The sequence below is a fragment of the Enterococcus sp. DIV0712 genome, assembly GCF_050554855.1.
Taxonomy (GTDB): Bacteria; Bacillota; Bacilli; order Lactobacillales; family Enterococcaceae; genus Enterococcus; species Enterococcus faecalis.
The window spans coordinates 1620717-1639681 of record NZ_CP187333.1 but is presented as its reverse complement, the minus strand read 5'-3'; the positions used below and the strand labels follow the sequence as shown (position 1 = coordinate 1639681).

The window sequence follows — 18965 nt, the reverse complement described above, 5'->3', positions numbered from 1 at the left end:
CTGAAGGAGGATAAGTATGATTGAAAGTTTATTGGTGTTGGTCGTTTTAATTGTTGTAGCCTATTTGATTGTAAAAAATTATCATCCCGCACTCAGCTTAATTATTGGTGCGCTTGTTCTACTTGCATGTGCATGGATGTTAGGACATCCCATTTATCCTGCAGGAGAAGGAACCGGTTTTGGATTATTTGATATTTTCTTGAAGTTTAAAGATACAATTATTGCACAAGTGAGTTCAGCAGGAATTGTAATTATGATTCTTTTTGGTTATTCAGGCTATATGAATGCAATCGGGGCCAATCAGATGGCTGTCAACTTTTTGGTGAAACCATTAATGAAGATTAAACGTAAATCGTTATTTGTCCCTGTGGTCTTTTTAATTGGAAATTTAATGTCACTAGTAGTTCCTAGTGCATCAAGTTTAGCGATTATTTTAATGTCTATATTATATCCGATGCTAGCCAGCATGGGGATTTCATCATTAACTGCTGCAGGTGTGATTGCAATGACGGCAACTATCATGCCAACACCTTTAGGCGCGGATAACGTAATCGCCGCAAATACCCTTGGTTATGATGTGTTAAATTATGTTGTATGGAATGCCAAAATTTCGCTGCCATCGTTATTAATCATTGCGGTTGCACAGTACTTCTGGCAAAAATACTGCGATAAAAAAGAAGGTGAGGCTGCCTATGTTTCATTAAATGAAGAGGGCTTAAGCAAACAAAAAGAATTTGATGTTCCTAAATTTTATGCAATATTGCCAATATTACCGCTATTATTAATTGTTGGAGTGGGAATCGCAGGAATGTTTATTAAAGGAATAACGATGGATATTTTTGTTCTTACATTTATTTCTTTCTTCATTGCTGTATTGGTTGAGACGCTTCGCTTGAAATCTTTTAAAAAGGTTCAAGATACGGCTGTCGAGATGTTTAAAGGAATGGGGCAAGGGTTTAGTCAAGTTGTGATGCTTGTCGTAGGCGGTTCATTGTTCACGTCTGCGATTCAAACGTTAGGAATTATTGATAGTATTATGGCATCTGTCGAAGCATCAAGTTCAGCAGGAATTGTCACGACCTTAATTTTCAGCGGTGCAACGACCCTTTTTGGAATTTTAAGCGGTGGTGGACTGGCAATGTTTTATGCGGTTATCGAACTAATTCCTGGGATTGCTGAAAAAGCTGGGATTGATGGTATTTTAATTTCCTTGCCAATGCAGATGATTGCGAATTTAACTAGAACGATTTCTCCTGTAGCAGCAGTTGTCATGATTGTCGCATCAACAGTAGGAGTTAGTCCCATCAGAATTTTAAAACGGACGAGTGTACCGACCATCATTGGCATTATTAGTGTGATTGTCTTATCGATTCTATTGTTACCTTATTAAGAGAATAAACAATGAAAATTAGAGTGGCTGATGAGAAAGAGTTACCGATGATTCTTCAATTTTTAACAGAAGTAAAGGCATATATGGATGTTGTGGGCATTACACAGTGGACAAAGGACTATCCTTCTCAAGGAGATATCCAAGAAGACATTACAAAAAAACGATTATATTTGCTAGTGCACGAAGAAATGATTTTTTCAATGGCAACGTTATGTATGGAGCAGGAACAAGACTTTGTTTGGTTAAAGCGCTTTGCAACTTCGCCTAATTATATTGCCAAGGGTTATGGCAGTTTGTTGTTCCATGAATTGGAGAAACGAGCAGTCTGGGAAGGAAGACGTAAAATGTATGCTCAAACTAATCATACAAACCATAGAATGATTCGATTTTTCGAAAGTAAAGGGTTCACAAAAATTCATGAATCTTTACAAATGAATCGCTTAGACTTTGGCTCTTTTTATTTATACGTTAAAGAATTGGAGAACTAATCCATCGTTTAAAATAAGAAAACAGGAGTCAGATGCAAACATTAATTAGCATCTGACTCCTGTTATTTTTCAAGGAAATAGTCAACTTAATTATACAAATAAAACACAAACACATTCGGGAACAGCAACATCTTTTTGAATCATTTCTAATAAGCCTGTTTCTTGGTTCCGACGATAAAGTGTTAAGTTATCAGAGTCTTGATTAGCGACAACGATGAAATCTTCAGAAGGATCTAAATCAAAATCTCTCGGAATATCGCCTTCTGTTGAAATTAATTGAATTCGTTCAATCGCTTCGCCATTTTCTGAAACAGCATAGACAGCAATTGAGTTATGGCCACGGTTTGAAGCATAAAGGAAACGGCCATCAGAAGAAATACGAATCGCAGCACCACCATTAAACGCATCATAATCAGCAGGTAAAGTAGAAACTTTTTGTAATTCAGTGAAAGAACCATCTGTTTCATCATATGAAAGAACTGAAACAGTGCTATCTAATTCACCAAATAAATAAGCCAATGATTTTGTTGGGTGGAACACTAAATGACGTGGACCAGTCCCTGGCTCAGTCACGAATTGAGCAATCTCAGAAAGCTTTCCATCTAAGCTAACATTATACGTATACACACGATCGGTTCCTAGATCACAGACGACTAAGCGTTGATCAGGCGTTAAATCTGTGTAATGAACATGGGCATTGTTTTGGTTTTCATGAGGACCAGTTGGCTCTGTATGAATCACTTTGTCAGCATCTTCCAAAGAACCATCTTCTAAGATACGATACACGTGAACGATACCTTGGTGATAATTTGCTGCATAGACAAGTTGTCGGTTTTCGTCAACAGCTACATAACATGGCGGCGCACCTTCCTCAGTTACTTTATTCAATAAGTTAAAATGGTCCATTTCTGGTTGATAAGCGGCAGTGCCACCTTCACCGTCAACACTAGTGACGCTAAAAAGTTCGCCCTTTTGACTCAGAGCAAGATAGGTAGGACTCGTTTCTTCTAACAAAAGTGTCGCTTCTGTTAAACGACCTTGTGTCGTATCTAATGCAATTTTATAAATGCCTTGGCTGGCTCTTCGAGTATAGGTACCTAGTAAAATTTGTTCTAACATCACAATTCCTCCAATTTGTTTCAACACAATCACTTTTTATGAAAGTGCTTTTATATAATGTAGTATACCATAAGAAGTCTAAGAACAATAAAACTTTCTATCTGAGATGTTCGCATTTTAAAGTGGTTTGTGCTATTATGATGAGAGACTGTGATGACAGTCATTTTTTGATTTTTAGAGGGGTGACGAACATGTACGACAATACGGATAATAACGGGACCGTTCGTTGTTCATTTTGTGGGAAAACACAAGAAGAAGTAAAAAAAATTGTTGCTGGTCCGGGTGTCTATATTTGTAATGAATGTATTGATCTATGTAAAGAGATTATTGATGAAGAATTTTATGATGAAGCAGTCCGAGAATTAACGGATGTGCCAAAACCCCAAGAAATTTTAAATGTTTTAAATGAATATGTTATTGGACAAGAACGTGCAAAACGCACACTTTCTGTTGCTGTTTACAATCACTATAAGCGTGTAAATCAATCAGAAACAGCTGCAACTCAAGATGACGTTGAATTGCAAAAAAGTAACATTTGTTTAATTGGACCAACAGGTTCAGGTAAAACTTTCTTGGCTCAAACGTTAGCAAAAACATTAAATGTACCTTTTGCAATCGCTGATGCGACCAGTTTAACAGAAGCAGGTTATGTAGGGGAAGATGTTGAAAACATCCTTTTAAAATTACTACAATCTGCTGACTATAATGTTGAACGCGCGGAAAAGGGCATTATCTATATTGATGAGATTGATAAAATTGCCCGTAAGAGTGAAAATGTTTCGATTACTCGAGATGTTTCAGGTGAGGGTGTTCAACAAGCTTTACTAAAAATTCTTGAAGGAACAGTTGCAAGTGTACCACCACAAGGGGGCCGTAAACATCCACATCAAGAATTTATCCAAATTGACACAACGAATGTTCTCTTCATCGTTGGTGGAGCATTTGATGGAATTGAAACCATTGTTAAAAACCGCTTAGGCGAAAAAACTATTGGTTTTGGTAAAACTAATTCTGCTTTAAATGAAGAAGAAAGCATCATGCAACATATTATTCCAGAAGATTTATTGAAATTTGGTTTAATTCCAGAATTTATTGGACGCTTACCTGTAATGGCTGCGCTTGATAAATTAACGAATGATGATTTGGTTCGAATTTTAACAGAACCGAAGAATGCCTTGGTGAAACAATATCAAAAATTATTGTCTCTTGATGACACTAAATTAGAATTTGAACCAGAAGCATTAAAAGCCATCGCAGCCAAAGCCATTGAACGTAATACTGGCGCACGGGGACTTCGTTCAATCATTGAAGAAATTATGATGGACGTAATGTTTGATGTTCCTTCAGATGAAAGCATTGAAAAAGTTATCATTACTAAAATGGCCGCTGAAGGTACCGGTAAACCAACAATTATTTATAACAAAAAAGATAAAGAAGCTGTATAAGATTGAAGCTGAAAACAGCTCTTTCGGCGGATCTCCGAAAGAGCTGTTTTTGTTAAGCTTTTGAATGAAAGACTGAACAGAAGAACGGAGGAAAACAATGAACGTACATAATGCAGAAATCGTGATTAGTGCGGTATCCCCTAAACAATATCCTGAATCTCAGTTACCGGAGATTGCTTTAGCTGGACGCTCGAACGTTGGGAAATCATCTTTTATTAATACCTTGATTAATCGTAAAAATTTAGCAAGAACTTCAGGTAAACCTGGTAAAACGCAAACGCTAAACTTTTATTTAATTGAGGATGCCTTACACTTTGTGGATGTTCCTGGCTATGGTTATGCCAAAGTTTCTAAAACAGAACGTGCGAAGTGGGGAAAAATGATTGAAACGTATATCACGCAACGTGAGCAATTACGTGCAGTCGTTTCTTTAATTGATTTACGTCATCCGCCGACCCAAGATGATATCCAAATGTATGAATTTTTGAAATACTATGATTTGCCAGTTATTATTGTGGCAACTAAGGCAGACAAAATTCCGCGGGGCAAATGGAACAAACACGAGAGTGTCATCAAAAAAGCCTTGAATTTTGATAAACAAGATGACTTTATTATTTTCTCTTCTGAAACAAAAGAAGGAAAAGAAGCAGCTTGGACAGCAATTGAAAAGTTTCTATAGAAAAAAACAAGCAAAATTACTCTTTTGCTTGTTTTTTTGCTTCTTCTTTTTTTACTTCTTGTCGTTGTTTTGCCAGTTCTTCAAGAGGTACTTCTTTCTTTAATGGATCAACGGCGAAAGAATCGAAGAGTTTATCTAAGTCATTGGAACGTTCAAATTTTAATCCCATTTACTAAGCCTCCATTCCTTTTTTTATAGTGTAGCACGTTTTTTTTCATTTGGATAGCAACAGAAATGTAAGAATTCGTCATAGGTGCACCTGGTGTAATTTCTCGTAACTAAGACTTGCCAAACATGAAAAAACAAGCTATTCTTTAGTAAGAATTAGTTAGAAAGAAGGCACTTTATGAAAAATCCGTTAATCGGCGGTGTTCGTTTTTATCAACGATTTATTTCTCCAGGATTGCCTGCACGTTGTCGCTATTACCCAACGTGTTCACAATATATGATTGATGCAATTCATACACATGGAAGTGTCAAAGGAACAACGATGGGGGTAGCACGGATTTTACGATGTCATCCTTTTGTTAAAGGCGGCATTGACTATGTTCCGTTGAAATTTCGCTTGACGAAAAATCCTGATGAGACCTATCATGGACCGTATACGTATCGAAGAAATAAGAAAACAGAATTAGAAAAGGATGGATAAATATGGCAATTTTAGCATTTGATCTTGGCGGTTCTTCCGTGAAATACGGCGTTTGGACAGGCAAAGAATTAACAAATCAAGGGAGCTTTCCAACACCTGGCTCTTGGGAAGAAATGAAAGCGCATTTATATTCGGTTTATGCAGACAAAAGAAATGAGTCGATTAGTGGTGTTGCTTTTAGTTCACCTGGAGTAGTTGACGAAAAAAGTCAACAGATTTTAGGGATTTCCGCCATTCCATATATTCATCATTTTAACATTTATGAAGAATTAGAAGCGTTGTTTGGCTTACCAGTGACTATCGAAAATGATGCGAATTGTGCTGGTTTAGCTGAGATATATGAAGGCGCGGCGAAAGGGAAAAAAGAAGTGCTTTTTGTCGTTATTGGGACAGGAATTGGCGGAGCGATTTTTCGCAATGGTGAATTGTACAAAGGCGCTCATTTATATGGAGGCGAGTTTGGACTGAACTTTTTAAGTAATGGCCAAACATTCAGTGAAATTGGCACAGCTGTCAAAATGGCTCAGCGCTATTGTGAACGAATTGGAGTCGAAAAACAGGCGGTGACAGGAGAAGAAGTTTTTGAACTGGCACAACGAGGGGATGAGATTGCTCGCGAAGAAGTCAATAATTTTTATGATTATTTAACACAAGGATTATTCGGCTTACAGTTTTCTTATGATCCTGAAATGATTGTACTCGGAGGCGGTGTTTCTGCTAAAGAAGGCTTATTAGCAGAGATTAATCGCCGGATGCTAACGCATTTACAAACCTTTGAATTAAAAGATTTTGTTCCAGAAATCGTGACCTGCCATTATCAAAATGATGCCAACTTGATTGGCGCAGCCGCCAACTTTCAAGCAAAAACGAATTGGGAACTATAAAGAAACAGCCGATTGTTGTTCTCTTCAATCGGCTGTTTCTTTATTTATTTGCCTTGTCGTCAGTATTTTCTTCTGCAGCAATCCGCGCTTGAACTTGTTGGCGTAAAGTTTCTAGTTCTTTTTCTTTCTTTTCTAATTCAGCTAAATCTTCAGAAATTTCATGGGCTTCTTCTGCTGGCTTAGGTTGTAAAAAGACGTTTAAACCAATCGCTATAAAGGTCCCAATGAATGTATCCAACACACGTTCCATTGCATATTGAAAGGAATCGCTTTGCGGAATACTTAAAGAAATCATTAAAAGTGTCGCAGTTGCAGAAATGATCCCAGCATTGTTATTAATCCCATCAGAAACAACGATGACGATAATGACTAAAAGTGGTAGTAGCAGTAATTCTACTAAGTGTTGATTAGGAAAATAATCTTGTGCTAATACATAAAGCAAAGCTAAAAAGCCACCCAATGTGTTTCCAATAATGCGCGATTTTCCAAAAGACAAACTGGTATTTAAATCTTGTCTTAGCGAAAAAACAGCTGCTAAACAGGCAATCATAGGTGAGCCACGATGGAAAAATTGAAATAAAAGAATACACAGCATGACAGCAATTGCTGTTTTTAACGTTCGCATGCCTAAACGAAATCGACCCACTATCATAAATATTCGCTCCTAAATAACTTTTCTCTTTAATGATAACCGAAATAGAGGTAAAATTACTAGAGAAAAGTGAAGAATTATTATTTTTTAAGGGGAGTATGCATGAAAATTGGTTTACGAACAGTCAAGACAGCCATTAGCGCTGCATTAGCAATGATTATTGCGGAAAAACTGGGATTACTTTATGCCCCTTCGGCAGGGATTATTTCAGTTTTAAGTGTTACTAGCACGAAAAAAACATCTGTCATGACAGGAATTTATCGTTTGTTATCCTTAGCTTTAGCAACTATTTTAGCGTATATTTGTTTTACTTTTTTAGGTTTTACAGCGATTGCTTTTGGTATTTTTTTGTTATTATTTATTCCAGCAGCTGTGTATTTTCAATTATCTGATGGGATTGTTGTGAGTTCCGTTTTGGTAACTCATTATTTAGTCGAAAAAAATCTTTCTTGGGCGATTATTGGAAATGAGTTTTTATTAATGAGTATTGGTGTGGGACTAGCGTTATTAGCTAATTCTTATATGCCTGATACAGAAAAACGTTTAAGAGAAGACCAAGAAGTCATTGAAACAATGTTTCGTAAAATTTTAAGGGAAATGGCGTTACATTTAAACAACGCTGCAGGAGAGCGAAATTTGGTCATGCATTGTGCAGATTTAAAAACCTTTATTCGCACAGGCGAGACGTGGGCCAAAAATCATGCCGAGAATCAATTGCTGTCTACCAATACGTACTATTTAGAGTACTTTGCGATGAGAAAAATGCAAAGTAATATTCTAAAAAACATGTTGGAATTATTAGAAGATATTACTGTTGATGCGCAACAAGTTCGCTATATTCAACAATTATTGGAATATACGGCAGAAACATTTGCAGAGAATAATGATGGACAAGAAATTATGAATCGAATTAAGACCGTTTATGAAACCTATCGCACAAAACCATTACCGCAAACAAGAAGTGAATTTGAAAATCGGGCGCGACTCTTTCAGTTTTTACAATTGTTTCAGTCATTCATTCAAGTCAAAGCGGACTTTGCCAAATTACAACTAGATAAATAAACAAAAAAGAAACCTTTTTAAACGGAGGTTTCTTTTTTTGTTCTCTTAAAAATTCAGGCAAGTTCTTTAGTATTCATTGAGAATGTGTTAAACTAATGAGAAAGAAAAATAAAAGGAATGACCGCAATGGATAATGCTCAAGTGAAGAGAAAACATTTCCGTTTTCCAGCATATGATGATGAACAGGGCGTAAAATTACCAACAGATAATGAACGTAACTTATTTCAAGATGATCTGATTGGTAAAGCAATGTCTGGTAGCAGAAGAACTGCAACATCTGCCGAAGATACTAGACAAAGCACACCATCCGTCCAACAACCAACAACGAATCAATCAACTACAAATAAACAAACACAACAATTAACGGCAGCACAACAAGAGCAATTAGCACGTCATCGTTCTAATTTGCCAGACTACACAAAACATGCTAGTAAAGCAACGAAAAATAAACAAGCAACGAAAAAAAATAATAGCCTTTTTGGGACGCCAAAAGGAAATGGCTGGACACAAACGTATAAAAAAAAAGAAGTCGTAGCGAAACCAAGTAGACCTGCCGCATCACCATTAGTGCAGAAAACGACACCTTCTTATTTTGTTCCTAAATATATCCCGGCTTCTGTGATTCCTGAGGAACAGGAACCTAGTTTTACTGAAGAAGAGTTGCTAAAAGCAATGAAAAAAGATCGGCGTTCATATGTCATTCTTGATGATGAACCAACGGCTTTTCAAGTGAAAGATACGGAAGAAGATCCAACGGTGCGGAAGTTTAATATTCCAACCTCAGAACCTGAGATTCCTTTAACTAGACGACAATATCAACAAATCAAACCAGACTTAGAACGTTTTGGCGAAGATGCGTTGGATTTACGTTCGCGTTCCCGTTTGAATGCTGCAAAGAAAAATGCTAAAAGTCAAACTGCTTATGGGAAAAAATTAGCTAAAGCGAATGCTCAAGTGGAGCCTGAAGCACCTGTGACAGAAGAGAAGAAAAAGGGCATCTTGGATAAACCATTAAGTGGGATGCTAGAAGATTCAAGTTCTGTATTAGAAAACAGTAAATATTTTAGTTAAGAGATGAAACTTGCATGTGGATTTGAAACATGTAAGTTTTTTATTCTGTTTTAATAGTTGATTATTTTTTTGTTTTATACGATAATGAATCTCGTATGATTGAAAATTTTTTAAAAAAGGTATGTTTTATATAGTGACAGAGAAGAGGATTATAATGGGAAATCAAGAGAACAAATTATACCATTTTGTCGGAATTAAAGGTTCTGGCATGAGCTCATTAGCGTTGGTCTTACACCAAAAAGGCTACAACGTTCAAGGATCAGACGTAGAAGAGTATTTCTTTACACAACGGGATCTTGAAAAATCAGGTGTCCCTATTTTACCATTTAATGCAGATAATATTGATAAAGACATGATTGTTATTGCTGGAAATGCTTTTCCAGATACCCATGAGGAAATCGCCCGCGCCATCGAATTAGGCGCAGAAGTAATTCGTTACCACGATTTCATTGCTCGTTTTATCGAACCGTATACAAGCATTGCTGTAACAGGGTCACACGGGAAAACAAGTACGACTGGTTTGCTAGCACATGTATTAAGTGGTATCAATCCAACTAGTTATTTAATAGGGGATGGCACTGGCCACGGCGAACCAGATGCTGATTTCTTTGCATTTGAAGCGTGTGAGTATCGCCGTCATTTCTTGGCTTATTCACCAGATTATGCGATTATGACGAATATCGATTTTGATCATCCAGATTACTACAAGAGCATTGAGGACGTTTTTTCAGCGTTCCAAACAATGGCTCATCAAGTCAAAAAAGGAATTTTTGCTTATGGTGATGATAAGTATCTTCGCCAGTTAGAATCAGAAGTGCCAGTTTATTATTATGGCGTCAGCGAAGAGGATGATATCCAAGCCCGAAATATTCAACGAACAACGGAAGGCTCATCTTTTGATGTTTATCACAAGGATGATTTTGTAGGTCATTTTGTCTTACCAGCATTTGGCCATCACAATATCATGAATGCGCTAGGTGTGATTGCTGTGGCTTATTTTGAAAAACTTGATATGCAAAAAGTCGCAGAAGAAATGCTAAGTTTTAAAGGTGTAAAACGTCGTTTTAGCGAGAAAAAAGTCAGTGACATGATTATTGTTGATGATTATGCGCACCATCCAGCTGAAATTAAAGCAACGATTGATGGCGCCCGCCAAAAATATCCTGACAAAGAAATTATTGCTGTCTTCCAGCCACATACATTTACACGAACAATTGCCTTAATGGATGAATTTGCTGAAGCACTGGATTTGGCAGATGAAGTATTCTTATGTAATATTTTTGGCTCTGCGCGTGAAACACAAGGCGAGGTACGCATTGAAGATTTAGGTGAAAAAATTCAAAAAGGTGGACAAGTAATTACCGAAGATAATGTGTCACCTTTACTAGATTTTGAAAATGCAGTGGTGGTCTTTATGGGTGCTGGCGACGTTCAGAAATTTGAACAAGCTTACGAAACATTACTAAGTAACACAACTAGAAACGTTTTATAAGAGAACATAAACAAAATCGGGACAGGGGTATCTGGCTTCAAAAAATAAGAAGCTGCTCCTGTTCCGTTGTTTGTTTTTAAAATCTAGCATGGCAGATAAGTTGGTTTTGTTTAAACATCCTTTAAAGACTACTTTTTAGCTTGCCTTTTAAGTACATTTTGGTACAATTATCTTATCAATAACGGAGGTGTACTAATTTGAATATCGGAAAACCGAGAAAATTAGGCAAAACCATCGAAGATATCGAAGAGGGAGATTCGTTGTCCTTGACAGAGTCAATTGAAGACAAGGACTTATTACTTTACTTGGGCTTGACCAATGATGCGAATCCTTTATATATCCAACATGATTATGCCCAAAAAACAGAATATGAAAAACCAATCGTACCATCAATTATGCTGATGGGAATTATCACTAGTGCGATTTCAAAACATTTACCAGGACCAGGTTCACATGTTGTGAATTTCTCTGTGAACTTTGTGGAACCCGTTTTTCATTACGAAACATTGACTTTCCAATTAGAAGTAATCAAAGTCGACAAAATGAAAGATGTGATTACCATTTCAGTTGAGGCTGTTAATGAGCAAGAAAATCGCGTGTTAGATGCAGTGGTGATGGTTCAACCACCCCAAGTGACGATTGATGAACTAACAGAGAAAGAAGGGACTTTAACTTATGAATAATCAAGAGTATATCCAAACTGGCACAGGTTTGAATAAATTTTATGCCAAAATTTACGGATTTTTAGCGTTAGGAATTGGTATTAGCGCAATCATGGCTTATGCAATGACAACTGTCTTTTTACCTGTTCTAGCTACTTTATTCCAATCAAGCTTAGCTTTTTGGATGATTTGGCTTGTTGAAATTGGCTTAGTTTTATATCTAGGCGCAAAAGCACAGAAGAATCCAACCATTGCGATTGCAGGATTTGTTGCGTATGCATTATTAAATGGTGTCACTTTATCCGTGACGTTATTAATGTATACTGGTGGAACAGTGGCCGGCGCATTTTTAAGTGCAGCAGCTACCTTTGGCGCGATGTCATTAGTAGGTGTCTTTACGAAGAAAGACCTATCAGCAGTTGGTCATGCCGCTTATAGTGCCTTAATCGGAATCATCATTGCGATGTTGCTAAATATGTTCCTTTTACACAGTAATGCTGTAGAATTCTTTATTTCCATTTTAATGGTCCTAATTTTCTCAGGGATTACTGCTTATGATAACCAACGTATTCGCCAAGTCTATGCGCAAACAGGTGATCAAGCAGGTACTGGGATGGCCGTTTTCTTCGCATTACAATTATACCTTGACTTCATCAACTTATTCTTAGCTTTCTTAAGAATTTTTGGTAAAAACAACTAACATGAACGTAAAAGAGCCAATCTGCTCAGCAGATTGGCTCTTTTTTTAACCCATTCCAATAGCGAAATTCAACAGTTTATCGGAGTATGTTGGATTTTCTAAATCGGTTTTCATTGTTTCGTTCAGTAGACTGAGTTGATCGGTAATGATGCCATCGACGCCATAAAAAATCATTCGCGTCATAACATCTTCATCATTTGCTGTCCAAGCATAAACCTTTTTCCCGTCATGATGAGCGGCATTTACAAAGTTACGATTCATTGTACTGTATTCCATAGTAAAAAAGTCAACTGGCATTTTAGGCGGTCCCACAATGTTGAAAGGAATAACGTAGCCTACATAAAAGCGTGGTTCTTCTTTCTTTAAGGCCATCGCCGTATCATAGGTTAAGGTATGAAGGATATGGCCGTTTTCTAAAATATTTTCACGGTATTGTTTGACAAAGCGCTGTACTAAATCAGGGCTATCTTGAGGCGTGGTTTTGATTTCAATTAATAAACGTTGTTTTAATTGATTGGCTTTGGCTAAATAATCATCGAAAGAAACCATTTTAGCAGTTTGACCATTTTCTGTGACATTCATATTCGTTAATTCTTTAAGTGTTAATTGATTCGGTCGTTTATTAACGCCCGTTAACGCCCGTAAATTAAAATCGTGCATGACAATAAATTGATGGTCTTTGGTTTCTTGAATATCCATTTCAACATAATCAGGTTTTGCCTTATTGGTCTCGATTAAAGAGTCCAAGGTGTTTTGAACGCCATTGTTACCATTAACACCACGATGGGAGATGGTAACCGGTTTTCGGTCAGGTGTATGACTTAGGTAATTCGTATTATAGGTGCCTACACCAATTCCGAAGATGATTGCAATCAAACAAAAAAGAACGACTCTGAAGGTGGTCCATTCTACCCGAACCTCTGATTTCGGGGTGAACCATTCTGGCGTGTCAGGCAAAATCCCTTCATCTTCCATATCATCAACAATAATGTAAAAAATAGCAACACTAGACAACACCAAGTTTAAGAGCATCATAACCTGAAGGAGTGTCATAGCGATGACAGCGCTAGGTAAAGACCACTCAGGTTTAAACGTTTCGACGGCGGTTTGACCTAAAAATATCAAGAAATAGCCAGCCGTAAAAATCCCTAAAACAGTTCCTCCAATGATAATAAATTGCCCTAAAATCTGGAAAAAGCGCCGCTTTGTAATTTGCCAACTACGTTTTAAAGACTCACGAAAACCAACATCACGTAAAATCAACTCTGGGAGGGCAAAAGCAAGTCGAATCGCTAAATATAAGATAATCAGCTCTAACAATACGAAACCAATAATAATAATGACGCGATTTGCAAAAATAAAATCTAAGATAAAGGCTGGAATCTTAACTCTTGTTAATAAATAAGAGCGGAAGGTTAACCCACTTAATGGTAAAATCAAAAAGAAATATGCCAGGAAAAACAGAAAGGTAATTCCTCGAACTTTTTTGATCTGAAGCAAGGTGCCGTGCAATAATTGCGTTAGAGTAATTGGTTGCTTTTTCTTAATAAAATAAACACTAAGCAATAAAAAGGTAAATTCAAAAAAGAGCGCCAGTAAAATTAACAGCCCAATTAGTAGAAAAGTCAAAAGGACATAGGGATGTTGCGTAGCAATTGCCCCTAAGTTATCGTAGGAAATATAATCAATCCCACCTTCTTTGAGTACCAATTTGGACAAACTTGTCAATAAAGGCAATAGAACGAATAACATAAATCCGTGCATCAAGAGCACATCGCGAAAATACGCCGTTGTCCCTTTAAGAAAATCTAGCGTATTCACAATACTATTTTTAAAATAACTAAACATCAAAAGTCCCCCAGTTTCTACCAAAATTCCATAATAAAAGGACTAAATCAAACTGACACAGGCAGAGTTTTGATTTAGTCCGTTCGCTTTTTTATTTATTTTACATTCCCAGTAAGCTAGTTAAAAATGTACCGCCATAAATTAACGCAAGACTATATAAATAGATAGAAGCAGGTTTTGCTAATAAAATAATCAGAGTAAATTTTTTCACAGACATTTTTGTTAAACCGGCCATTAAACAAAGCGCATCATCCGGTGCAATCGGGAAGAAAATTGCTAAAGCAAACAATCGTTCAAAACGTTTTTCATTGTCTAACCAACCGATATACTTGTTATATGTTTTATCACTGACAAGGCTCATAATGAATGGTTTCCCATAATTACGACCTAATAAGAAAATGATAATAGAGCCAAGTGCAATACCAACGTAATTATAGACGAAGCCCATTGTTGGCCCGAAAATCAAGACCCCTGCAGCACAGCTAACACCACCAGGAATAATCGGAATAACCACTTGAATAATCTGAATTAACATGAAAATAATCGGACCGAGAATGACAGATTGCCCTACTAGTCCTCTTAGTGCATTGATGTCCTTGAAGACACCTAATCGGATAAAATAGATGGTTGCAATTATGGTTGCAACAATGCCCAAAATGGAAATAATATTAACAATTTTTCTAGATAGGGTAACACTCACATTTCTCATCTCCTTTAGTTATACTCATCGTACTTTTAGTATATAACTTTTTATCAATAAAAAACATCGTTTGTTCTTTCTGCAAACGAACAAAGTTGTAAGATACACATCATTTGATAAGTTTATTATACAAAAAAAGAGACAGAAAAGACATCCTACTTAAGACCCATTCTGCACTGATCTTTCGAAAGAGAGTAAAAGAAACGAAAGTGGCGCATTTTTTAGTAATATTATAGAGGGGCAAAGAGTGAAATTAAATTTGCATCCACGTCTTTAATGATTGCGTATCGTTGGCCCCAAGGTGCATTCCAAGGTTCTTTAAAAACAATGTAACCAGCTTGGCTCATTTTTTTCACGGTGTTATCAACTTCTGCGGCCGTTTCACAAAGAAAAGCAAGTTCGATTTTATCGCCTTGCTGGCTAGGCGCAAACCCATAGACACCAGTAATCATTTGTAGTGAATTTAAAGAAATCCTGACGCCATTGTTTTGTAATTCTGTGTAATCAGGCGAAGCTTCTCCCAGCACGTTAAAACCTAGCGTTTGGTAAAAAGAGAGTGCTTGTGTCATATCGTTGACGATAATACCGACCATATCTAACTTCATCCTCATAACCTCCGATCTATGATAAAATAAGTGTAAGGGATTTTTTGGTAAAAACCAAACGATTTATAGCGAAAGTGCTTAAAAAATTAGAATGTAACAGTTTACAACGAAGAATAAGAAGACTATAATTATGTTAACTAGTTTTAGGTATACCTAAAAGTGAAATGTGTGAACAAGATAGATTGAGGGATGTTGGATGAAAGAAAAGAAAACGGAAAAAATGCTTAATTATGCAAATGGACCTAGTTTAGAAGAGATAAATAATACCGTCGAGGTACCTAAAAACGCAAGCTTTTGGCGAACTTTGTTAGCCTATAGCGGACCTGGCGCTTTAGTGGCTGTTGGTTATATGGATCCAGGAAATTGGATTACGTCAATTGCTGGCGGAGCGGAATATAAGTACACGTTACTTAGTGTGATTTTACTTTCTAGTTTAGTTGCCATGTTACTACAAAGTATGGCTGCACGCTTAGGAATCGTGACAGGAATGGATTTAGCGCAAGCAACTAGAGAGCATACAAGTAAACGAACGGGCGTTGCCTTGTGGGTGGTGACGGAGTTAGCCATAATGGCAACAGATATCGCTGAGGTAATTGGTGGTGCCGTTGCTTTGCAATTATTATTTGGTTTTCCATTATTAATTGGTGTGTTGATAACAACGTTTGATGTTTTATTACTTTTGCTACTGACAAAGTTAGGCTTTCGCAAAATCGAAGCAATTGTTTCTTGTTTAATTGCAGTCATCTTTTTTGTTTTTGCTTATGAAGTGGCATTAGCAGATCCAAATGTTGGTGAAGTATTACGAGGTTTTATTCCAGACACAAAAATAGCGACAGATAAATCCATGTTATTTTTAGCCTTGGGGATCGTTGGAGCGACAGTCATGCCTCATAACTTATATTTGCATTCTTCCATTGCGCAAGCACGGAAATTTGATCGTAACGATGATGCTGAGAAAGCCAAAGCAATTCGTTTCACTACTTGGGATTCAAATATTCAATTAACTGTCGCTTTTGTCGTAAATTGTTTGTTGTTAATTTTAGGAGGAGCATTATTTTATGGAACCAACAGTGAATTAGGTAAATTTGTTGATTTATTTGATGCTCTGAAAAATCCAGATATTGTTGGTAATATTGCTAGCCCCGTGTTAAGTATTCTTTTTGCAATTGCTTTACTGGCTTCGGGTCAAAATTCAACGATTACAGGTACGCTGTCAGGACAAATTGTAATGGAAGGCTTTATCCATTTAAAAATGCCGTTGTGGGCAAGACGAGTGTTAACTCGTTTGTTAGCAATTGTGCCAGTCATTATCTGTGTCATTATTTATGGCGGTAGCGAAACGGCTGTTGAAGACTTGTTACTTTATACGCAAGTTTTCCTAAGTATTGCTTTGCCAGTGTCGATTATTCCTTTAACGATGTATACAAGTGATAAAAAATTAATGGGCCAATTTGCGAATCCAGCGTGGGTGAAATTTTTAGCTTGGATTATTGCTATTGCCTTGACGTTATTGAATTTATTTTTAATTTATGGCACATTAACTGGTTTAACGAATTAATAAAAACAAAGGCTGACTGGAAAAGTTGGCCTTTGTTTTTTCATAGAATTTGCGCGTAAGAAATGGTAGAATAGGAAAGATGAAATACAAGGAAGAGAGGCTTTCACGTGACAGATTATTTAAATGTAGGAAAAATTGTGAACACACAAGGAATCAAAGGAGAAGTTCGGGTCATTTCGAAAACGGATTTTCCAGAAGAACGTTATCAAAAAGGAGCAACCTTACTGCTATTTCAAGAGAAAAAAGCACCAATTGAATTGGTCGTGAAGTCCCACCGCAAGCATAAGAATTTTGACATTTTAAGCTTTGAAGGACATCCAAATATCAATGATGTTGAAAAATATCGTGACGGTATTTTAAAAGTTGCAAAAGACAATCTCGCTGAATTGGCAGAGGACGAATTTTATTATCACCAAATCATTGGTGCTACTGTTTACGATGAAACCGGCAGTGAACTGGGAAAAATTAAAGAAATTTTATCTCCTGGTGCGAATGATGTGTGGGTCGTCCAACGACCAAAGAAAAAAGATTTACTTTTACCGTATATTGAAGGCGTTGTTACAAAAGTCGACGTCGAAAATCAACGGATTGATGTGGACATTCCAGAAGGATTGATTGACGATGAGAATTGATGTATTAACTCTTTTTCCTAGAATGTTTGAAGGACCAATGGGGGAATCAATTATTGGGAAAGCTCGGGAAAAGCAGTTATTAGAATTGAATGTCTCTAATTTTCGCGATTTTTCAGATAACAAACACCAAACGGTCGATGATTATCCGTATGGCGGTGGCGCGGGGATGCTTTTAAAAGTACAACCGATCTATGATAACCTAAAGGCAATTGAAGAAGAGACAAACCAGCAACCAAAACGGGTCATCTTATTAGATCCAGCAGGAAAACCGTTTAATCAGAAAATGGCCGAGGAATTTTCACAAGAAGAACATTTAGTTTTTATTTGTGGACATTATGAAGGCTATGATGAGCGAATTCGCACGATGGTCACAGATGAAGTTTCATTGGGGGATTACGTTTTAACAGGGGGCGAATTAGGCGCAATGGTCATGATTGATGCGACAGTCCGTTTATTACCTGATGTCTTAGGTAACAATCTTTCTGCACAAACGGATTCACATTCCACTGGCCTATTAGAGCATCCACAATATACCAGACCTGCTATTTTCAACGATATGGAAGTCCCTGCCGTGCTAACGAATGGTAACCATAAATTAATTGCAGAATGGCAACTAAAAGAATCATTACGACGGACCTTTTTACGTCGACCTGACATGTTGGAATCAGTAGAAATGACGCCTGAAATGTTGAAGTTATTAGAGGAAATTAAACAAGAAGAGCAAAAATAAGGGAACTTTCAAGAAAATTCTCTTTACAGCTTATTTTGTCTGTGGTAAACTAATTTGGTGAGTGCAATGCGCTCTAACTATTACAATATTCCGCTGTGGCAGAAGTGACCATAAGAATATTTGGGAATAAGGAGAAGGATAAAATGAATCCATTAATTCAAGAATTAACACAAGAACAATTACGTACGGATATTCCTGCGTTCCGCCCTGGTGACACTGTTCGCGTTCATGCGAAAGTAGTCGAAGGTACTCGTGAACGTATCCAGTTATTCGAAGGTGTTGTAATTAAACGCCGTGGTGCTGGAATCAGCGAAACTTACACAGTACGTAAAGTTTCAAATGGTGTTGGTGTGGAACGTACATTCCCATTACACACACCACGTGTTGCTCAAATTGAAGTGGTTCGCTACGGTAAAGTACGTCGTGCAAAACTTTACTACTTACGCGCATTACACGGAAAAGCAGCTCGTATCAAAGAAATCAGAAGATAAGAAAGTCTCTGACTGTCTATCAAATTTCGAATGTGAAAAGTCCTTGTCTATCAAGGGCTTTTTCTATTTGTCTTTATTCCTAAATTTCGTAAAAAAAGGTGTTTTAGT

The 18965-nt window shown here is 37.0% G+C and carries 21 protein-coding genes; 15 read left to right on the top strand and 6 right to left on the bottom strand.

The window, feature by feature from the left end; all coding sequences use genetic code 11:
* The first annotated feature begins 16 nt into the window (after positions 1-16).
* On the top strand, positions 17-1390 hold the full coding sequence (dcuC, locus tag IGL42_RS07885; RefSeq protein WP_002380409.1) for a C4-dicarboxylate transporter DcuC: 1374 nt from the start codon (positions 17-19) through the stop codon (positions 1388-1390).
* An 11-nt stretch (positions 1391-1401) separates the two neighbouring features.
* The gene (locus IGL42_RS07880) at positions 1402-1878 is read left to right on the top strand and encodes a GNAT family N-acetyltransferase (protein ID WP_002360059.1); all 477 of its coding nucleotides are present in this window, start codon (positions 1402-1404) and stop codon (positions 1876-1878) included.
* Positions 1879-1968: 90 nt separating this feature from the next.
* On the opposite strand, the gene IGL42_RS07875 is transcribed toward IGL42_RS07880, so the two are convergent.
* Positions 1969-2997: a lactonase family protein gene (locus tag IGL42_RS07875; RefSeq protein WP_002357153.1), complete on the bottom strand. Its 1029-nt coding sequence runs from the start codon at positions 2995-2997 to the stop codon at positions 1969-1971.
* A 191-nt stretch (positions 2998-3188) separates the two neighbouring features.
* Between IGL42_RS07875 and clpX the strand changes: the two genes are divergently transcribed.
* Positions 3189-4442, top strand: a complete 1254-nt coding sequence (gene clpX / locus IGL42_RS07870; RefSeq protein WP_002357154.1) for an ATP-dependent Clp protease ATP-binding subunit ClpX — start codon at positions 3189-3191, stop codon at positions 4440-4442.
* Positions 4443-4539: 97 nt separating this feature from the next.
* Positions 4540-5121 (top strand): ribosome biogenesis GTP-binding protein YihA/YsxC, encoded by a 582-nt coding sequence (gene yihA / locus IGL42_RS07865; protein WP_002357155.1) that lies wholly within the window; start codon positions 4540-4542, stop codon positions 5119-5121.
* A 16-nt stretch (positions 5122-5137) separates the two neighbouring features.
* On the opposite strand, the gene IGL42_RS07860 is transcribed toward yihA, so the two are convergent.
* Positions 5138-5290, bottom strand: a complete 153-nt coding sequence (locus tag IGL42_RS07860; RefSeq protein WP_002357156.1) for an SPJ_0845 family protein — start codon at positions 5288-5290, stop codon at positions 5138-5140.
* Between the two features lie 177 nt (positions 5291-5467).
* Here IGL42_RS07860 and yidD point away from each other — a divergent pair, with 177 nt between their 5' ends.
* Positions 5468-5770, top strand: coding sequence for a membrane protein insertion efficiency factor YidD (yidD, locus tag IGL42_RS07855; RefSeq protein ID WP_010710563.1), 303 nt, complete (start codon positions 5468-5470; stop codon positions 5768-5770).
* A 2-nt stretch (positions 5771-5772) separates the two neighbouring features.
* Positions 5773-6654, top strand: a complete 882-nt coding sequence (locus tag IGL42_RS07850; RefSeq protein ID WP_002360061.1) for an ROK family protein — start codon at positions 5773-5775, stop codon at positions 6652-6654.
* Between the two features lie 40 nt (positions 6655-6694).
* Here the strand turns inward: IGL42_RS07850 and IGL42_RS07845 are convergent, their stop codons facing one another.
* Positions 6695-7306 carry an FUSC family protein gene (locus tag IGL42_RS07845; protein WP_002374566.1) on the bottom strand — a complete coding sequence of 204 codons (612 nt, stop codon included), beginning with the start codon at positions 7304-7306 and terminating at the stop codon, positions 6695-6697.
* A 102-nt stretch (positions 7307-7408) separates the two neighbouring features.
* Here IGL42_RS07845 and IGL42_RS07840 point away from each other — a divergent pair, with 102 nt between their 5' ends.
* From IGL42_RS07840 to IGL42_RS07820, 5 genes are all read left to right on the top strand, one after another.
* Positions 7409-8368, top strand: a complete 960-nt coding sequence (locus IGL42_RS07840; protein WP_002360063.1) for an aromatic acid exporter family protein — start codon at positions 7409-7411, stop codon at positions 8366-8368.
* Between the two features lie 117 nt (positions 8369-8485).
* Positions 8486-9439 carry a hypothetical protein gene (locus tag IGL42_RS07835; protein WP_002360064.1) on the top strand — a complete coding sequence of 318 codons (954 nt, stop codon included), beginning with the start codon at positions 8486-8488 and terminating at the stop codon, positions 9437-9439.
* A gap of 154 nt (positions 9440-9593) precedes the next feature.
* A complete protein-coding gene (murC, locus tag IGL42_RS07830; RefSeq protein ID WP_002357163.1) occupies positions 9594-10931 on the top strand; it encodes a UDP-N-acetylmuramate--L-alanine ligase in 1338 nt (445 codons plus the stop codon).
* 197 nt (positions 10932-11128) lie between these two features.
* Positions 11129-11614 (top strand): MaoC/PaaZ C-terminal domain-containing protein, encoded by a 486-nt coding sequence (locus IGL42_RS07825; RefSeq protein ID WP_002357164.1) that lies wholly within the window; start codon positions 11129-11131, stop codon positions 11612-11614.
* The gene (locus IGL42_RS07820) at positions 11607-12293 is read left to right on the top strand and encodes a Bax inhibitor-1/YccA family protein (RefSeq protein WP_002357165.1); all 687 of its coding nucleotides are present in this window, start codon (positions 11607-11609) and stop codon (positions 12291-12293) included. Before IGL42_RS07825 ends, IGL42_RS07820 begins: the two co-directional genes overlap by 8 nt.
* A 45-nt stretch (positions 12294-12338) precedes the next feature.
* Here the strand turns inward: IGL42_RS07820 and IGL42_RS07815 are convergent, their stop codons facing one another.
* From IGL42_RS07815 to IGL42_RS07805, 3 genes are all read right to left on the bottom strand, one after another.
* Complete coding sequence (locus IGL42_RS07815) at positions 12339-14141, bottom strand: glycerophosphoryl diester phosphodiesterase membrane domain-containing protein (protein WP_002364138.1); 1803 nt, start codon at positions 14139-14141, stop codon at positions 12339-12341.
* Between the two features lie 100 nt (positions 14142-14241).
* Positions 14242-14850, bottom strand: a complete 609-nt coding sequence (locus tag IGL42_RS07810; RefSeq protein WP_002383106.1) for a TVP38/TMEM64 family protein — start codon at positions 14848-14850, stop codon at positions 14242-14244.
* 221 nt (positions 14851-15071) lie between these two features.
* Entirely contained in the window at positions 15072-15446 is a 375-nt protein-coding gene (locus IGL42_RS07805; protein ID WP_002381774.1) for a VOC family protein, read from the bottom strand.
* A 196-nt stretch (positions 15447-15642) separates the two neighbouring features.
* Between IGL42_RS07805 and IGL42_RS07800 the strand changes: the two genes are divergently transcribed.
* The 4 genes from IGL42_RS07800 (at position 15643) to rplS (ending at position 18857) form a co-directional block, all read left to right on the top strand.
* Positions 15643-17004, top strand: coding sequence for an Nramp family divalent metal transporter (locus IGL42_RS07800; RefSeq protein ID WP_002360069.1), 1362 nt, complete (start codon positions 15643-15645; stop codon positions 17002-17004).
* 107 nt (positions 17005-17111) lie between these two features.
* Entirely contained in the window at positions 17112-17636 is a 525-nt protein-coding gene (rimM, locus tag IGL42_RS07795; protein ID WP_002360070.1) for a ribosome maturation factor RimM, read from the top strand.
* The gene (gene trmD / locus IGL42_RS07790) at positions 17626-18366 is read left to right on the top strand and encodes a tRNA (guanosine(37)-N1)-methyltransferase TrmD (protein ID WP_002381776.1); all 741 of its coding nucleotides are present in this window, start codon (positions 17626-17628) and stop codon (positions 18364-18366) included. Before rimM ends, trmD begins: the two co-directional genes overlap by 11 nt.
* 143 nt (positions 18367-18509) lie before the next feature.
* Positions 18510-18857 (top strand): 50S ribosomal protein L19, encoded by a 348-nt coding sequence (gene rplS, locus IGL42_RS07785; RefSeq protein WP_002357176.1) that lies wholly within the window; start codon positions 18510-18512, stop codon positions 18855-18857.
* Positions 18858-18965: the final 108 nt, after the last annotated feature.

What these genes read in the sequence shown, in the direction of transcription:
- dcuC (WP_002380409.1), top strand. Translation starts at nt 17, where the DNA reads ATGATTGAAAGTTTATTGGTGTTGGTCGTTTTAATTGTTGTAGCCTAT.
- IGL42_RS07880 (WP_002360059.1), top strand. Translation starts at nt 1,402, where the DNA reads ATGAAAATTAGAGTGGCTGATGAGAAAGAGTTACCGATGATTCTTCAA.
- IGL42_RS07875 (WP_002357153.1), bottom strand. Translation starts at nt 2,997, where the DNA reads ATGTTAGAACAAATTTTACTAGGTACCTATACTCGAAGAGCCAGCCAA.
- clpX (WP_002357154.1), top strand. Translation starts at nt 3,189, where the DNA reads ATGTACGACAATACGGATAATAACGGGACCGTTCGTTGTTCATTTTGT.
- yihA (WP_002357155.1), top strand. Translation starts at nt 4,540, where the DNA reads ATGAACGTACATAATGCAGAAATCGTGATTAGTGCGGTATCCCCTAAA.
- IGL42_RS07860 (WP_002357156.1), bottom strand. Translation starts at nt 5,290, where the DNA reads ATGGGATTAAAATTTGAACGTTCCAATGACTTAGATAAACTCTTCGAT.
- yidD (WP_010710563.1), top strand. Translation starts at nt 5,468, where the DNA reads ATGAAAAATCCGTTAATCGGCGGTGTTCGTTTTTATCAACGATTTATT.
- IGL42_RS07850 (WP_002360061.1), top strand. Translation starts at nt 5,773, where the DNA reads ATGGCAATTTTAGCATTTGATCTTGGCGGTTCTTCCGTGAAATACGGC.
- IGL42_RS07845 (WP_002374566.1), bottom strand. Translation starts at nt 7,306, where the DNA reads ATGATAGTGGGTCGATTTCGTTTAGGCATGCGAACGTTAAAAACAGCA.
- IGL42_RS07840 (WP_002360063.1), top strand. Translation starts at nt 7,409, where the DNA reads ATGAAAATTGGTTTACGAACAGTCAAGACAGCCATTAGCGCTGCATTA.
- IGL42_RS07835 (WP_002360064.1), top strand. Translation starts at nt 8,486, where the DNA reads ATGACCGCAATGGATAATGCTCAAGTGAAGAGAAAACATTTCCGTTTT.
- murC (WP_002357163.1), top strand. Translation starts at nt 9,594, where the DNA reads ATGGGAAATCAAGAGAACAAATTATACCATTTTGTCGGAATTAAAGGT.
- IGL42_RS07820 (WP_002357165.1), top strand. Translation starts at nt 11,607, where the DNA reads ATGAATAATCAAGAGTATATCCAAACTGGCACAGGTTTGAATAAATTT.
- IGL42_RS07815 (WP_002364138.1), bottom strand. Translation starts at nt 14,141, where the DNA reads ATGTTTAGTTATTTTAAAAATAGTATTGTGAATACGCTAGATTTTCTT.
- IGL42_RS07810 (WP_002383106.1), bottom strand. Translation starts at nt 14,850, where the DNA reads ATGAGAAATGTGAGTGTTACCCTATCTAGAAAAATTGTTAATATTATT.
- IGL42_RS07805 (WP_002381774.1), bottom strand. Translation starts at nt 15,446, where the DNA reads ATGAAGTTAGATATGGTCGGTATTATCGTCAACGATATGACACAAGCA.
- IGL42_RS07800 (WP_002360069.1), top strand. Translation starts at nt 15,643, where the DNA reads ATGAAAGAAAAGAAAACGGAAAAAATGCTTAATTATGCAAATGGACCT.
- trmD (WP_002381776.1), top strand. Translation starts at nt 17,626, where the DNA reads ATGAGAATTGATGTATTAACTCTTTTTCCTAGAATGTTTGAAGGACCA.
- rplS (WP_002357176.1), top strand. Translation starts at nt 18,510, where the DNA reads ATGAATCCATTAATTCAAGAATTAACACAAGAACAATTACGTACGGAT.